The organism is Nocardioides sp. L-11A, assembly GCA_029961745.1.
In the GTDB taxonomy this organism is placed as follows: domain Bacteria; phylum Actinomycetota; class Actinomycetes; order Propionibacteriales; family Nocardioidaceae; genus Nocardioides.
In genome coordinates this window covers 4,167,267-4,182,993 of the sequence record CP124680.1, presented here as the reverse complement: position 1 = coordinate 4,182,993, position 15,727 = coordinate 4,167,267, and the positions used below count along the sequence as shown (strand labels likewise).

The window sequence follows — 15,727 nt, the reverse complement described above, 5'->3', positions numbered from 1 at the left end:
GCCAAGGGTAGGACGCCGGTGCGCCGCGCGTGGTCGATTTCTCCCGCGGTCGGGAGGACCGGGAGCGACTGGAAGGATGCGGGTCATGGAGCGACGCGCGCCGGCCGCGGCCCAGGCACTCGACGTGCTGCGGGTGATCTCGGGGAGCGTCGAGCCGGTCTCGGCCAGCCACGTCGCGCGCGAGCTCGGCCTGGCCCGGTCGACGACGTACTACCTGCTCGACGTGCTGATCGAGCACGGCTACGTCCGCCACCACGCGGAGCGGCGCCGCTACGGGCTCGGGATCGCGGCGCACGAGCTGGGGTCGGCGTACCAGCGCCAGGCGCCGCTGCGCCGGATCGCCCAGCCGATCGTCAACCGGCTCGTCGACGACGCCGGCCACAACGGGCACTTCACGATCCTGCACGGCAGCGATGTCGTCTACCTGATCGAGGAGCGGGCGCCCGGTCGGCCGGTGCTGATCAGCGAGGTGGGTGTGCGGCTGCCCGCCCACCTCACCGCCAGCGGACTGGCCCTGCTGGCCCGGCTGCCGGTGCCGCAGGTGCGCGCGCTGTTCCCGTCGAAGGAGTCCTTCTTCACCCGGCGCGGGCTCGGCCCGCAGTCACCGACCGAGCTGCGCCGCGCCCTGACGACGGTACGGCGCGACGGGTACGCCTTCGAGCAGGGCTGGATCATGCCCGACCTGGCCTCGGTCTCGGCCGCCGCGGTCGACGACAACGGTCTGCCGCTCGGGTCGTTCACGCTGACCTTCCCCGAGGCGCATCTCGACACCCTGCCCGCGCTGGCCGCACTCGCCGTCCAGGCCGCCGAGCGGCTGAGCGAGCGAGTGCGGCACTGACGCGCGGGCGGCTCAGGGCTGCCGGTAGAGCTTGCGGGCGAGCACCACGCCGATCACCGACAGCGGCGCGATCATCATGAAGTAGTACGCCGGCGCGCGCAGCGTCACGTCGCTCCACGCGGTCAGCAGCAGGGGTCCGAGACTGCCCATGAAGATCATCCCGACGTTGTAGGACAGCGCGATGCCGGTGGTGCGCACCTCGGTGTCGAACAGCTCGACCAGCAGCCCGGTCAGGGTGCCGAAGTAGGCCGCGATGATCACGCCGATGAACGCCTCGACCAGGATCAGCGCCCCGGTGGTGCGGTGGCTGAGGAGGAACGACAGCAGCGGGTAGATGCTGACGAAGCCGACGACGGCCGCGGTCAGCAGGATCGGTACGGCGCCGATCCGGTCGGCGAGCCGGCCGAAGCAGGGGGCCAGCACCGCGATCACCGCGCCGGCCGTCGCCGCGGCGGCGTACCCGGACCACTGCGCGAGGTCGAGGCGCAGCGCGTAGGCGGCGAGGAAGGTGATCAGGTAGACGCCCATGCCGGCCATGCCGACGCAGAGGGTGCCGACGAGCACCCGGCCCCAGTGGTCGCGCAGCGTGGTGCGCAGCGGGTTCGCGATCGGCTCGGTGGCGCGGAACTCCTCTGTGTCGGGGATCCGGTTGCGGATCCACAGCCCGATCGGGCCGATCAGGATGCCGAAGATGAACGGCAGTCGCCAGGCCCACGCGTGCATCGTCTCGGTGTCGACGGTCGTGAACAGCAGCCAGCCGGAGACGCCGGCGAGGATCATCGCCATGCCCTGGGTGGCGGCCTGCCAGCTCGCCAGGAACCGGCGGCCGACCTGGGCGCTCTCGGCCATGAACGTCGTCGCGGCGCCGAACTCGCCGCCGGCGGAGAAGCCCTGGATCAGCCGCGACACCATCAGGATCGCGGGTGCGGCCAGCCCGATGCTGGCGTAGGTCGGCGTCACGGCGATGATCGCGACGCCGAGCGTCATCAGCCCGATCGTGAGCGTCAGCGCTGCCTTGCGGCCGTGCTTGTCGGCCAGGTTGCCGATCACCATCGCCCCGACGGGACGGATCAGGTAGCTGATCAGGAGGCCGGCGTACGTGCTGATCAGACCGGCGGTCTGGTCGGACTTCGGGAAGAAGAGGACGGCCAGCACCGGCGCCATGTAGGCGTAGATGATGACGTCGTACCACTCCATGACGTTGCCGAGGCCGGCGGCGACGACGGAGCGCCAGGACGAGCGCGGTGCCGAGCGGCGCAGCCCGGCGGAGGGGGTGGGTGCTGTGGTCATGACGGGTGGACCTCACTGGTGAAGGGGTGCGCTGCGGGGCGGAGCGCGGGGATGACCTCCGCGCCCAGGAGCGCGGCGCTGTCCAGCAGGTCCTGCCGGCGTGCGTCGCGAGAATGACCGGCCACGATCACGAAGTCCAGCCCGAGGTCGATGAGGGGCTGGATCCGCGCGACGCAGTGGTCGGGGTCGCCGACGATGGCGAACCGCTCCCGCAGGATCCGGTCCTCCTCGCTCGGCGTCGTGCGGAGGTTCGCATGGGTGTCGATCCGGTAGTCGCCGTGGAGCTTCGAGCGCTGGTCGCGATCCGCGAACCTGGCGAGGACGCTGAGGCTGCCCGAGACGAGCTGGTTGGCGACGTCGAGGTCGCGGTGGGTGGCGACGTTGAGGTACGCGCCGTACCGGATGCCGTCGGGGTCGAGCCCCACGTCGGCGCGCGCCTTGCGCGCCGTCTCCAGCGCCTGCGCGATCGGCTCGGGCTCGACGCCGACGGTGAGCACCAGGCGGTCGGCGAGGCAGGCGCCGAGCTTGATCACGCGCGGTCCGGACGCGGCGACCTCGATCGGGACGGGCGGCAGGCCGGTCTCGGCGATCCAGTCCATCCGGCTCTCGAACTCGTCGATCTGGGTGCGGCCCTCGTTGAGGTAGCCGCGGAGCCGGGTCAGCACCTCCTCGAACTCGGGTACCGGCGCGGGACCGCGGCCGATGTGGGAGAGCGAGGAGTCGCCGCGGCCGATGCCGAGCACCATCCGCCCGTCCGAGAAGGCGTGCGCGGTCGCGGCTGCGGAGGCGAGCGCGGCGACGTGCCGGGTGACCGGGTTGGTGACGCCGGTGCCGAGCCGGATCCGCTCGGTGCGGGTCGCGGCGACCGAGATCGCGGCGAACGGGTCGCCGGTGAGGTTCTGGCTGTCGGCGGCGAGGAGGCCGTGCCAGCCCGACTTCTCGTAGTGGACGGCGAGGTCGGGGAACTCGGTGGCCGGCACGAAGCTCAGCGCGAAGACCTCCACGTCCGTGTCCTTCGGCGCGGTCTGCGGAGTGCTCATCGGGCGTCTCCCATCGGGATCTCGAGCCCCGTGCGCTCGGCGCACTCCCGGGCGATCGGGTAGCCCGCGTCGGCGTGCCGGAGCACGGCCGTCGCGGAGTCGTTGCGGAACACCCGGGCCAGCCGCGCAGCGGCCTGGTCGGTGCCGTCGGCGACGCAGACCTGACCGGAGTGGATCGACTTGCCCATGCCGACCCCGCCGCCGTGGTGGATCGAGACCCACGAGGCGCCGGAGGCGACGTTGACCAGCGCGTTGAGCAGCGGCCAGTCCGCGATGGCGTCGGAGCCGTCGAGCATCCCCTCGGTCTCCCGGTACGGCGACGCGACCGAGCCGCCGTCGAAGTGGTCGCGGCCGACCACGATCGGCGCGGCGACCTCGCCGCGTCGTACCAGGTCGTTGAAGGCGAGGGCCGCCAGGTCGCGCTGACCGTGGCCCAGCCAGCAGATCCGGGCGGGCAGACCCTGCTGGGGTACCCGGTCGCCGGCCAGCCGCAGCCAGCGCTGCAAGCCCTCGTCGTCGGGGAAGAGCTCGGCGACGGCCCGGTCGGTCCGGGCGATGTCGGCCCGGTCGCCGGAGAGCGCGACCCAGCGGAACGGGCCGCGGCCCTCGCTGAAGAGCGGGCGGACGTACTCCTGAACGAAGCCGGGGATCTCGAAGGCGTCGGCGCAGCCGCCCTGGGCGGCGAACGCGCGCAGCGAGTTGCCGTAGTCGAAGACCACCGCGCCGGCGCGGCGGAAGCCGAGCATCGCCTCGACGTGCGCGGCCATCGAGGCCAGGGCCTGCTCGTGGCAGCCGGCCGGGTCCCGGCGTACCTTCTCGGTCCACCCGTCGAGGTCCTCGCCGGCGGGCAGGTAGGTCAGCGGCTCGTGCGCCGAGGTCTGGTCGGTGACGACGTCGATGCGGGCACCGCTGCGCAGGTACGCCGGCAGCACCTCGGCCGCGTTGGCGCACACCCCGATCGAGAGCGGCCGCCGGGCCGCGGCCGCCTCCTCGGCCAGCCGCAGCGCGGCCTCCGGGCTGTCGGCGACCGTGTCGAGGTAGCCGAGCTCGACCCGGCGGGCGACCTTGGCCGGGTCGACGTCGAGGCAGATCGCGACGCCGCCGTTCATCGTGACGGCGAGCGGCTGGGCGCCGCCCATGCCGCCGAGGCCCGCGGTCACCGTGATGGTGCCGCCGAGGTCGCCTCCGAACCGCTGCCGGGCCACCGCCGAGAAGGTCTCGTAGGTGCCCTGCACGATGCCCTGGCTGCCGATGTAGAGCCACGAGCCGGCGGTCATCTGACCGAACATGATCAGGCCGAGCTCGTCGAGGCGGCGGAACTCGTCCCAGTTGGCCCAGTCGCCGACCAGGTTGCCGTTGGCGATGAGGACGCGCGGTGCCTCGGGCGTCGTGTCCAGGACGCCGACCGGCTTGCCCGACTGCACGAGCAGGGTCTGGTCCGAGCGCAGCGTGATGAGTCGGCGGGCGATCGCGTCGAACGACGCCCAGTCGCGCGCGGCCTTGCCCGAGCCGCCGTACACGACGAGGTCGGCGGGGTTCTCCGCGACGTCGGGGTCGAGGTTGTTGTGCAGCATCCGGTACACGGCCTCCTGCTCCCACCCGAGGGTGGAGAGCCCGCTGCCACGCGGGGATCGGAGGGTGCGGACGGGGGACACGACTGTCATGCGGGGCTCCTGCTCTCGACGCTTCGTGCCAGTCATCCTGGGTGCGCGAGGCAGGTGTGCGGGAGGTCACAGAGGACATTTGTGTCCCGCTGGCGGGACAATTCGGTCGGCGACTCAGTCGTGCGGAAGAGCGTCGACGGGCAGCATCACCCGGTCCATCTCCTGGCCGCCGTCGCAGGTCAGCAGCGCCACGGTGGCCATGCCGTCCCGCTCGCCGAGCACCTCCCAGTGGCCGCCGGAGATGATCCAGCGGTCGAGCGCGGCGCGGCCGTCAGGCGACACCGGAGGCCGCCCACGCCGTGCCGGCGACCGTGAACGGTCCGGGGCCGAGCTCGCGGACCAGGACGGCCTCCAAGCGCTCACGTGTCGGGTCGTCGAGGCCGGCGACGTAGGCGCCGGCGGGACCGACGCCGAGGGTGTAGGGCTCCCACCAGTCGTCGAAGCGGGCGAATCTCACGGCCACGGTCAGCTCGACCTCGGTGACCTCGCGCAGCCCGGCCGCGCCGAGCAGGGCCGTGAGGTCGCCACCGTGGGCGCCCGGCAACGCGCCTTCGCCGCCGACGGCGGGGTCGAGTGCCCGAGCGGCGCGCCAGAGGGGGGACAGTGGTCCGCGCCCGCCCGCGTGGTCCCAGACGCAGGCGCTCACCCGGCCCCCGGGCCGGGTCACCCGGCGCATCTCGCTCGCACCGGCCGCCGGGTCGCTCATGAAGTTCACGACGAGTTGGGCGAGGGTCGCCCCGAAGACGGCGTCGGCGAAGGGGAGGGTCTCCGCCGACGCCGCACGTACGTCGGCGCCCGGGTGGGCCGCGGCGGTCGCCGTCACGAAGGACGCGACGGGGTCGACGGCCGCGACGCGGGCCGCGCCCTGGCGACGGACCAGCTCGGCGGTGAGCATGCCGGGACCGCAGCCCACGTCGAGGACGGGTGCGGTCGGGTCGACGCCGGCCAGGCCGACGTCGGCGAACAGCCCCGCGAGGGGGCCGGAGAAGGTCCCCATGAAGCGGACGTAGGCGTCGGCCGCGACCTCGAACATGGCCACGTCGTCGATCATTCTCCGTCCGGCGGCGCCTGTCCATGGCCGCGCCCGACGTCGCGCCGTACGGCGACGCAGCAGCGACCCGCGGTCGGCTCGAGGTGGGCCGTCGTCGCGGTGCAGCCCAGGCCGTCGGCGACGCCCTGGACGAACGAGCGGTTGAGGCCGCACACGACCTCGGTGTGCTTCTGCGCGAGCGCGTCGAACGGGCAGTTCGACAGCAGCACGGCGTCGGGCTCGACGGCAGGCTCGTAGCCCTGGCCGGCCAGCACCGAGGCGAGCTCGCGGAGTCCGGCGGGGGCGGGGATGCCGCCGGCCGCGTCGGCCACCGCGCGCCCCTCGGCGTGAGCGGACGCCGCGAGTGCGGCGTCGAGGTCCTGCCCCGATCCGGCCCGGCTGACGGCGGCGGCGAGGATGTCGCCGACGAGGTCGTAGCGTCGCGGCGGGAGGGTGATCGCGAACTCGCGCTCGGCGCGGCGGTAGAGCTTGCTGGGCCGACCCGCGCCGGGGCCCGAGCGCCCGCTGAGCCGCCGGAACTCGACCTCCAGCAGGCCCTCCTCGGCCAGCCGGTCCAGATGGAAGCTCACCGTGTGCTTGGCCAGGCCCAGGGCGGTGGCCGCCTCATCCCGCCCGACGGACGTGGCCCGCCCGGCGACGTACGCGTAGAGCGAGCGCCGGGTCGGGTCCGCTAGCGCGCCGATCGCGGCGGTGCCGGTGTCGAGGTCCACGAGCCGATTCTAAAACAGAGATCACTGGATGGAAGACGGATCGATTCGGTCGCTCTGGGCGGCGCGACCCGTTGCTAGGGTGGCGCCGCCACTGCCCCGTCGGGAAGGACAGGTCGGATGTGGTCTCGGGTTCCTCGCGCCGCGCTCGCGGCCCTCGCCTCCGGTGCTCTGGTCGCGGCCCTCGCGGCGTGCGCCGACGAGCCGGGTCGGACGCCGGTCTCGACGCCGGTCACCCCGCCGTCCTCCGAGGCCACCGGCACGCCGACCGCGACGGTCGAGCCCGCCGCCGGCGAGATGCTCGAGGTGGCCGCGTTGCGCCTGCACCTGACCGAGGGGCCGCGGTGGCTCAAGCCGCCGGCGGGCATGCTGACGGTCTCGGCGACCTACGTGAGCGACACCGGGCTCCCCGTGACGATCACGCTCAGCGACCTCAGTGCCGTGCAGACCGACCTCGAGGCCGACGCCGCGGCTTTCCTGCAGGTCTCCAAGAACGACCCGCGCCCGCACCGGACCGACAACCGGGTCGTGGCCGGGGTCGAGGTCTGGGCCGCCGAGGGCAGCAACGCCGAGCTTCACTCCTCGTGGATCGGCGGGATCCACGACGGCCGGCAGTGGACGGTCCAGATCGAGACTCCGGTCGACCTCGACGGCGCCGACCGGCTGCGCGAGCAGGTCATCGCCAGCATCACCTGGAAATAGCCGCGGCCGACTCGGTCAGCCCGCCGCCCCGACGGTCCGCAGCGCGAGGTCGGCGTAGTAGTCGCCGATCTGGGTGGGCGACCACTCGCCGTCCTCGCGGTACCAGCGGGCGATGTCGACGCCCATCGACGCCAGTGCGGTGGCGGCCAGGGCCGGATCGGGGGTGTCGAAGACGCCGGCGGCGACGCCGTCGCGGACCAGGGCGCGCAGTTCGCGGTCGATGCCGGTGCGCAGCTCGTCGATCTCGGCGCGGTGCTCCTCGCTCAGTGCGGCGAGCTCGTAGTTGAGGATCCGGGCGACGGTGTGGTGGTGGGCGTGGAACTCCGCGAACGCCCGGCCGGCCGCCGCCGCCTGCTCGACCGGGTCGGTCGAGGACGCTCGGGCGGCGCGGACGACGTCGAGCGCCTGCTGGTGGCCCTCGCGGGAGATCAGGAAGAGCAGTTCCTCCTTGGACCGGTGGTGCACGTAGACGGCGGCCGGGCTCATCCCGGCGGCGCCGGCGATGTCGCGGGTGGTGGTGCCGTGGAAGCCCTTCTCCGCGAAGGCGGTCACGGCCGCCTCGAGCAGCCGGGCGCGGGTGGCCTCGGCGCGGGACGGGGTGCTCATCGTCGGGCCTCCGGTGCTGGGGTGCCGCGCCCTTGACGGCACGGGCGGTGCGCGTGCAAGGTAGGCTACACGCTAAGCAAGCGCTTAGTAACCTGATGGAGCGAGGCAGACACGTGAGCACGAGGTTCGACGGCAAGACCGCGATCGTCACCGGGGCGAGCCGGGGCATCGGCCTCGCGATCGGCGAACGGCTGGTCGCGGAGGGCGCCCGGGTCGTCCTCACCGGACGCGGCAAGGACGCGCTCGACGAGGCGGTCGCCGCGCTGGGCGGCCCGGACCGGGCGCTCGGCGTCGCGGGCAAGGCCGACGACGAGGAGCACCAGGCCGACGTCGTACGCCGGGCGATCGAGACCTTCGGCAGCGCCGACCTGCTCGTCAACAACACCGGCATCAACCCGGCGTACGGCCCGATGATCGACCTCGACCTCGCCGTCGCGCGCAAGGTCGTCGACGTCAACGTGCTGGCCGCGCTCGCCTGGACCCAGCGGGTGCATGCCGCCTGGATGAAGGAGCACGGCGGCGCGGTGGTCAACATCTCGTCGGTCTCCGGCGTCAAGCCCGCCCCCGGCATCGGCCTGTACGGCGCCAGCAAGGCGATGCTCATCTCGATGACCGAGCTGCTCGCTGTCGAGCTCGGCCCGGACATCCGGGTCAACGCGGTGGCCCCCGCGGTGGTGAAGACGAGGTTCGCGACCGCGCTCTACGAGGGCCGCGAGGCCGAGGTCGCCGCGCAGTACCCCCTCAAGCGGCTCGGCGAGCCCGAGGACATCGGCAGCGTGGTCGCCTTCCTGCTCTCCGACGACGCCGCGTGGCTCACCGGCCAGACCGTCGTCGTCGACGGCGGCGTCACCCTCACCGGAGGCGTCGAGTGAACCCGCCCGGCCTCGACCTCGACGCCCTCGGGAGCTGGCTGGCCGCGGCGGTGCCCGGCGCGGGCGCCGCGCTGACCGCCGACCTGGTCGCGGGTGGCAAGTCGAACCTGACCTTCGCGGTCTCCGACGGCACGTCGGAGTGGATCGTGCGCCGCCCGCCCCTGGGGCACGTGCTCGCGACCGCCCACGACATGGGCCGCGAGTACCGCGTCATGTCGGCGCTTCAGGACACCGCCGTCCCCGTCCCGCGGACCTACGCGTTCTGCGCCGACTCCTCGGTGGTGGGCGCGGAGTTCTACGTGATGGAGCGCTGCGTCGGCACGCCGTACCGCCGGGCCGGGGAGCTCGCCCCGCTCGGCGCCGAGCGGACCCGGGCGATCTCCGAGCGCCTGGTCGACATCCTCGCCGCGCTGCACGCGGTCCGCCCGGCCGAGGTGGGGCTGGCGGACTTCGGCCGGCCCGAGGGCTTCCTCGGCCGCCAGGTCGCGCGCTGGCGCAAGCAGCTCGACGCGTCGCACACCCGCGACCTGCCCGCGGCCGACGAGCTGCACCGCAGGCTGGCCTCCTCGGTGCCCGCCGAGTCGACCACCGGGATCGTGCACGGCGACTTCCGTCTCGACAACGTGCTGATCGACAGTGCGGAGGGGGCGGCGGAGCGCGACCGGGCGACCGCCGTACTGGACTGGGAGATGGCGACCCTCGGCGACCCGCTCACCGACCTGGCGCTCATGCTGACCTACCACCGGCTCGCCGAGACCATCGGGGACGCCGTCGCGGACGCGTCGACCGCGCCGGGCTTCCTGACCGAGGACGAGATCGTGGCCCGCTACGCCGCGGCCAGCGACCGCGACCTGTCCGGCTTCGGCTGGTACCTCGGCCTGGCGGCCTTCAAGCTCGCCGCGATCCTCGAGGGCATCCACTACCGCTTCCTCGCCGGCCAGACGGTCGGGGAGGGCTTCGAGGACATCGGCGCGGCGATCCACCCCCTGCTCGACGCCGGCCTCACCGCATTGAACGCACATTCCTGGAGGAAGAACTGATGGACTTCGGATTCGACGCCCGCACCGAGGAGCTGCGGGCCACGATGCTCGCCTTCATGGACGAGTTCGTGCATCCCGCCGAGAGGGTCTTCGAGGAGCAGCTCGCCGAGCTGGACGACCCGTGGGCCTGGGACTCGACCCCGGTCCTGCGAGAGCTGCGGGCCGAGGCCCGCGAGCGCGGCCTGTGGAACCTCTTCCTCCCCGGCGAGCACCCCGGGGTCGAGGGCGCCGGCCTGACCAACGTCCAGTACGCCGCCCTCGCCGAGATCTCGGGTCGCAGCGGCCACCTCGCCCCGGCCGCCATGAACTGCGCGGCCCCCGACACCGGCAACATGGAGGTGCTGCACCTCTTCGGCACCGAGGACCAGAAGAAGCAGTGGCTCGCGCCGCTGCTCAACGGTGACATCCGCTCGGCGTTCGCGATGACCGAACCCGACGTGGCGTCCTCCGACGCCACCAATATCGGGCTCTCCATCGTGCGCGACGGCGACGAGTACGTCCTCAACGGCCGCAAGTGGTGGATCACGGGCGCGATGAACCCGAACTGCGCGATCTTCATCGTCATGGGCAAGACCGACCCCTCCGCGGACCGGCACCGCCAGCAGTCGATGGTCCTGGTCCCGCGCGACGTCCCCGGCCTCGAGGTCGTGCGCGGCATGCACGTCATGGGGTACGACGACCACGAGCACGGCGGCCACGCGGAGCTGCGGTTCACCGACGTCCGGGTGCCCGTCGCCAACCTGATCGGCGAGGAGGGCGGCGGCTTCGGCATCGCCCAGGCCCGCCTGGGCCCCGGCCGGATCCACCACTGCATGCGCTCGATCGGCATCGCCGAGCGCGCCATCGAGATGATGTGCGAGCGTGCCGAGTCCCGGGTCGCCTTCGGCCGCCCGATCGCCGACCAGGGCACGGTCCGCACCTGGATCGCGGAGTCGCGGGTCAAGCTGGAGCAGTTGCGCCTGCTGGTCCTGAAGACCGCCTGGCTGATGGACACGGTCGGCAACAAGGGCGCCCACACGGAGATCCAGGCGATCAAGATCGCCACCCCCGAGACGGTCCAGTGGATCCTCGACAAGGCGATCCAGGTCCACGGCGCCGGCGGTCTCTCCCAGGACTTCCCCCTCGCCAACATGTACGCCGGCATCCGCACCCTGCGCTTCGCCGACGGGCCCGACGAGGTCCACAAGAACGCGCTCGCCAAGGCGGAGCTGCGACGCCAGGCCGCGCGCCGCGAGAGCCGCTGACCTCCGGCGACGCAGACTGGAGGGCATGAGCACCACCAGCGCTCCGACCTCGGGCCCGGGCCGCGACGCGCTCGCCCTGCTGCCGTTCGCGGTGGCGGTGGCGGCCGTCGCGGTGCTGGGCGGACTCGCCGCCGGCTCCTCGGGAGAGACCTACCGCGCCCTCGACCTGCCGCCGTTCGCGCCACCCTCGTGGCTCTTCGGCCCGGTCTGGACGGTCCTCTACGTCATGATCGCCGTCGCGGGCTGGCTGGCCTGGCGGGCCGGGGCAGGCGTGCCCGGGCTGGCCGCGTGGGCGGTGCAGCTGCTGCTCAACCTGGCCTGGACGCCGCTGTTCTTCGCGGCCGACCGCTACGGCTGGGCACTCGTCGACATCGCAGCGCTGCTGGTCGCGATCGTCGCGGTGATCGCACTGTTCGCGCGGGTCTCGCGAGCGGCGGCATGGCTGCTGGCGCCGTACCTGCTCTGGGTGGGCTTCGCGACGGCCCTCAACGCCGCGATCGTGATCCTCAACTGACTGGTCGGCCCGCCGTCGGGCGGTCGTCGGTCGTGGTTCACCGGCCGTTCTCCCGGTGCCGCGACGTTGGGTCTCGTCGACCCATCTCCGTTCACCCGAGGACACACCTGTCGTGACATCACCCTCCCGCGCCGTCGCGGTCGCTGCCGCCGGCGCCCTCGGCCTCTCCGGCCTCTCCTTCTTCGCCGTCGCTGCTCCCGCCAGCGCCGCTGACCCCGCCGGCGCACTCGGAGCCGTCGTGATCAACGAGTTCAGCACGAACGGCTGGAACGACAACACCGACTTCATCGAGCTCCACAACAAGAGCGCCGCGAACGTCGACCTGACCGGCTACCACCTGACCGACGACAAGGGCATCGCCGGCGGCGACGACATCGTCCTCGACGGCGTGCTCCCGGCGGGCGGCTTCGCAGTGATCCTCAACGACGACCCGTCGTACCCGAACGGCTTCGGTCTCGGCAAGTCCGACGAGGTGCACCTGCTGAGTCCGGACCAGGCCACGGTCATCGACGCGTACGTCGACCTTCCGGCCGACACGCACGCCGCGCCCAGCTATGCGCGCACCACCGACGGCACGGGCTCCTTCGCCCAGACCTCGGCGGCGACGCCCGGCGGCTCCAACGCCCTGTCGGCCGCGGACGCCGGTGTGTCGATCAGTGAGTACCTCTCCGACGGCACCGACTTCGTCGAGATCCGCAACAACGGCCTGGCGCCGGTCGACCTGACCGGTTGGACGCTCGCGGACGGCGAGGGCACGATGAACGTGGGTGACGAGATCACCCTCGGCGGCGCCGGCGCGGTGGTCCCGCCCGGCGGCTACCTCGTGGTCGAGACCGAGCCCGCGGTGCCGGTCGACGGCTTCACCTACGCCGGCGGCGGCTACGGACTGAACAAGAACGACCACCTCTACCTCACCAACGACGAGGGCGCGCTGGTCGACACCACGTGGGTCGGCTACGAGGCCGACGGCGTGACGACCCGCCACGCGTCGCCGTCGTGGGCGCGCACCGCCCCGGGCGTCGGGCTCTGGAAGCTGTCGTCCGTCGCCACCCCGGGCGAGGCCAACGCCTTCGGCGGTGGTGCGGAGGTCCCTGACCTCGACCCGAACTGGGACGACGTCGAGATCAACGAGATCGCCTCGCTCAACGCCGACGACCCCGGCAACCCGGGCTTCGGCGACGCCGTCGAGCTGCACAACACCGGCAGCAGCCCGGTCAGCATCGAGGGCTGGTACCAGGTCGACAGTGGCCCTGCGACCGGCGCGGCCCCGCTGTCCCTCGCCGACCTCAAGGTCTGGAACGGCTCCGCCCTCGCGGCGGCCACCGACATGGTGATCCCGGCCGGCGGCTATGTCGCGTTCAGCTCGAAGAAGGGGCTGTCCGGCGAGGGTGACGCGGTCAAGGTCTACGGCCCGGGCGTCGACCCGGCCGGCCGTCAGCTCGTCGACGAGCAGGGATACGGCGACGGCCAGGCGGGTGTCTCCGACAGCTTCGAGTCCGCCGCGCGCTCGTACGCCGCCTGCCCCGACGGCTCGGACGCCTTCGTCTCGGTCGCCGTCAACAGCTTCGGCCGCGCCAACACGGCCTCCTGCGAGACCGAGGTCGCGCCGCCCCTGGCGACCACGGTCGTCCTCAACGAGGTCTCCAACGTCTCCGGCAAGGCCGAGCTGCTCAACACCGGCAGCGCACCGGTCGACCTCTCCGGCTGGGAGCTCCTCGATGCCGGCGATGCCGTGGTGCACACGGTCCCGGCCGGCACCAGCCTCGCCGCGGGCGGGTTCTACGTCGCCGAGGGCATCGTGGGCCTGGACAGCGTCGACTCGCTGACCCTGCGCCGCCCCAGCGACGGTGCGCGCGCGCTCGGGCACACCTGGAACGAGGACGGCATCGCGTCGTACAGCCGCTGCGAGCTCTTCGGCACCGTGTCCTACGTCGAGACCCCGACGGCGACCTGGGGCGCGGCCAACGCCTGCCCGGGCGTCGTCACCGAGGCCTGGCCCGGCCCGGCGGAGATCACCACCGTCGACGAGGAGAACGGCTTCGGCGACGGTGACGGCAACGGTGAGGGCGACGTCTCCGGTGCGGCCTTCGACCCGGCCGACCCGAGCATCCTGTGGGTCGTGCAGAACAAGAACACCCTGCACAAGCTGCGCAAGGTCGGCGGCACCTATGTCGCTGTCGACGGCTGGGACGGCGGCAAGCGGCTGCACTTCGCCTCCGGCACCGGCGCCGTCGACTCCGAGGGCGTGACGGTCGGCCCGGACGGCTCGATCTACGTCACCTCCGAGCGCGACAACGACAACAAGAACGTCTCCGCCAACAAGATCGAGCGCTACGACGTCTCCGCGGTCACCCCGGCCACGACAGACCTGACCGCGGTCGACGAGTGGGATGTGAACTCCTTCGTCACCACCGGGGCGAACCTCGGCCTGGAGGGCATCACCTACCTCCCCGACAGCTTCCTGGTCGCCGCCGGCTGGCGGGCGAACGGCTCCGCGTACACCGCCGCCGCCTACCCGACCCCCGGCCTGTTCGTCACCGCCGTCGAGGCCACCGGCGACCTGCACTTCTTCTCCCTGGCCGCCGGCGCGCAGCCGATCGAGGTGAAGGTGGAGTCCTCCGGCTTCCCGTTCGCCATGGACACCGCCTTCGACCCCGACCGGCAGGCGCTGTGGGCGCTGTGCGACGACACCTGCGGCGGCGTCGCCAACCTGCTGAAGGTCGAGGGCGGCGACTTCGTGGTGAAGCGCTCCCTGGCCCGCCCGGCCGGGATGCCCAACCTCAACAACGAGGGCATGGCGATCAAGCCGCTGCGCACCGCCGTCGACAACAAGGTCGAGGTCGTGTGGACCGACGACGGCGACACCGACGGCTTCTCGCTGCGCGAGGGCCACCTGCGCGCGGACTTCGCCGTACCGGCCGTCGTCACGCCGCCGACGGTCACCCCGCCCACTGTGACCCCGCCGACGGCCGCCGAGCAGGCCCTGGCCCAGGCCGCGGCCAAGGTGGCGGCCACGAAGGAGAAGGTCTCCTCGGTCAAGGCCAAGGCCAAGGCTGCGAAGAAGGCGAAGCAGTCCGCCAAGGCGAAGCGCCTGGCCACGAAGCTGAAGAAGCTGAAGAAGAAGCTCAAGAAGCAGAAGGCCGCGCTCGCGCAGGCGGTCGCCGCCGCGAAGAGCTAGCGGCTAGGTCGACGACCGGGCCCGACGCCGTGAGGTGTCGGGCCCGGTGTCGTTTCTCGTGACGAAAGGCCACAGCGCGACGGGCGGTGTGTCAGCCTGACTCCGGTCAGGAACCGGGCGCTCAGAGGTGATGTGGTGAGGCGGGATGTCTTCGCTGCCGTGGTGGCAGTCGTGGTCGCAGCTGTCGTGGTGGCGTGGTCGTCCGGCTTCTTGCGCGAGCGCGCCGACCTGTCGGATGCGGGGGACGGAGGCGCATTGCCGACGCCGAACGGAGGACGGCCGACGACGAGCGACGTCGACCAGCCGCCCGGTTCGGACGGCGGCGACGACAGGGTCGCGTACTACGACACGGTGGTCGACGCGCTGCCCGACCAGGAGGCCTTCACCGTTCTGGTGGTCGCCGGGGCGACCCGCGAGGAGGTGGCGCAGGCGCTGGGAGTCGACCTGGCAGCACCGGTCGACGTGGACGACGTGTGGGACGACGACGAGACCACTGGCTGGGCGTCGATCGACATCGCGGGCGGCGTCCTCGCCGTCGAGCCCACCGGGTACGGCGATCCGGCACTGGACACCCTCCGTGCGTTGTCGGCCGAGGGCCGCGCCGCCGCAGTGCTGAGGACCAACATCCAGGCCCACGAGCGGTTCGGAGCGGCTCGCGACGGCGAGCTGCTGTTCGACGACGACGAGTTCATGTACGTCGAGGATCCCTCGATCGTGCCTGCGGAGATTCGGCCACTGTTCGACCTCGTATGGGACGACCTCGAGAGCGACGGCCCGATCGACCTGGACGGCCCGAACCCGACGGCCGTCGCCCTGGCGATGAGTGAGGTGGTCACCGGTGTCGTCGTCAGGGGGGACGACCTCGCCGAGGTCGGGGAGGCGCAGCACTTCAAGGCGCCGAGCCTCGTCTACGGGCAGTCCCTGGAGGACTGAGCGCCCGGCTCGATGGTGAGGGACGCCCACGGGCGCACGCATCAGTGA

General features: G+C 72.5%; 15 protein-coding genes. 8 read left to right on the top strand and 7 right to left on the bottom strand.

What is annotated here, in order from left to right; genetic code table 11:
* The first annotated feature begins 85 nt into the window (after positions 1-85).
* Complete coding sequence (locus QJ852_20180) at positions 86-838, top strand: IclR family transcriptional regulator (protein ID WGX95459.1); 753 nt, start codon at positions 86-88, stop codon at positions 836-838.
* A 12-nt stretch (positions 839-850) separates the two neighbouring features.
* On the opposite strand, the gene QJ852_20175 is transcribed toward QJ852_20180, so the two are convergent.
* From QJ852_20175 to QJ852_20150, 6 genes are all read right to left on the bottom strand, one after another.
* The gene (locus QJ852_20175) at positions 851-2,128 is read right to left on the bottom strand and encodes an MFS transporter (GenBank protein ID WGX95458.1); all 1,278 of its coding nucleotides are present in this window, start codon (positions 2,126-2,128) and stop codon (positions 851-853) included.
* Positions 2,125-3,168 carry an LLM class flavin-dependent oxidoreductase gene (locus QJ852_20170; protein WGX95457.1) on the bottom strand — a complete coding sequence of 348 codons (1,044 nt, stop codon included), beginning with the start codon at positions 3,166-3,168 and terminating at the stop codon, positions 2,125-2,127. The genes QJ852_20175 and QJ852_20170 overlap by 4 nt, the downstream gene beginning before the upstream one ends.
* Positions 3,165-4,832, bottom strand: a complete 1,668-nt coding sequence (locus QJ852_20165; GenBank protein WGX95456.1) for a urocanate hydratase — start codon at positions 4,830-4,832, stop codon at positions 3,165-3,167. Before QJ852_20165 ends, QJ852_20170 begins: the two co-directional genes overlap by 4 nt.
* Before the next feature lie 114 nt (positions 4,833-4,946).
* A complete protein-coding gene (locus QJ852_20160) occupies positions 4,947-5,114 on the bottom strand; it encodes a hypothetical protein (protein ID WGX95455.1) in 168 nt (55 codons plus the stop codon).
* Positions 5,104-5,865: a methyltransferase domain-containing protein gene (locus QJ852_20155; GenBank protein ID WGX99487.1), complete on the bottom strand. Its 762-nt coding sequence runs from the start codon at positions 5,863-5,865 to the stop codon at positions 5,104-5,106. Before QJ852_20155 ends, QJ852_20160 begins: the two co-directional genes overlap by 11 nt.
* A 14-nt stretch (positions 5,866-5,879) precedes the next feature.
* Complete coding sequence (locus tag QJ852_20150) at positions 5,880-6,593, bottom strand: helix-turn-helix domain-containing protein (GenBank protein ID WGX95454.1); 714 nt, start codon at positions 6,591-6,593, stop codon at positions 5,880-5,882.
* A 117-nt stretch (positions 6,594-6,710) separates the two neighbouring features.
* On the opposite strand from QJ852_20150, the gene QJ852_20145 reads away from it, so the two are divergent.
* Positions 6,711-7,292, top strand: coding sequence for a hypothetical protein (locus QJ852_20145; protein ID WGX95453.1), 582 nt, complete (start codon positions 6,711-6,713; stop codon positions 7,290-7,292).
* Positions 7,293-7,307: 15 nt separating this feature from the next.
* Here the strand turns inward: QJ852_20145 and QJ852_20140 are convergent, their stop codons facing one another.
* Entirely contained in the window at positions 7,308-7,898 is a 591-nt protein-coding gene (locus QJ852_20140; protein ID WGX95452.1) for a TetR/AcrR family transcriptional regulator, read from the bottom strand.
* Positions 7,899-7,993: 95 nt separating this feature from the next.
* Between QJ852_20140 and QJ852_20135 the strand changes: the two genes are divergently transcribed.
* The 6 genes from QJ852_20135 (at position 7,994) to QJ852_20110 (ending at position 15,679) form a co-directional block, all read left to right on the top strand.
* A complete protein-coding gene (locus tag QJ852_20135; GenBank protein WGX95451.1) occupies positions 7,994-8,770 on the top strand; it encodes an SDR family oxidoreductase in 777 nt (258 codons plus the stop codon).
* Positions 8,767-9,810 (top strand): phosphotransferase family protein, encoded by a 1,044-nt coding sequence (locus QJ852_20130; GenBank protein ID WGX95450.1) that lies wholly within the window; start codon positions 8,767-8,769, stop codon positions 9,808-9,810. Before QJ852_20135 ends, QJ852_20130 begins: the two co-directional genes overlap by 4 nt.
* Positions 9,810-11,054, top strand: a complete 1,245-nt coding sequence (locus QJ852_20125) for an acyl-CoA dehydrogenase family protein (protein ID WGX95449.1) — start codon at positions 9,810-9,812, stop codon at positions 11,052-11,054. Before QJ852_20130 ends, QJ852_20125 begins: the two co-directional genes overlap by 1 nt.
* A gap of 25 nt (positions 11,055-11,079) precedes the next feature.
* The gene (locus QJ852_20120) at positions 11,080-11,568 is read left to right on the top strand and encodes a tryptophan-rich sensory protein (protein WGX95448.1); all 489 of its coding nucleotides are present in this window, start codon (positions 11,080-11,082) and stop codon (positions 11,566-11,568) included.
* 112 nt (positions 11,569-11,680) lie between these two features.
* Positions 11,681-14,746, top strand: a complete 3,066-nt coding sequence (locus QJ852_20115) for a lamin tail domain-containing protein (protein ID WGX95447.1) — start codon at positions 11,681-11,683, stop codon at positions 14,744-14,746.
* 162 nt (positions 14,747-14,908) lie between these two features.
* On the top strand, positions 14,909-15,679 hold the full coding sequence (locus tag QJ852_20110) for a DUF6461 domain-containing protein (GenBank protein WGX95446.1): 771 nt from the start codon (positions 14,909-14,911) through the stop codon (positions 15,677-15,679).
* Positions 15,680-15,727 lie beyond the last annotated feature (48 nt).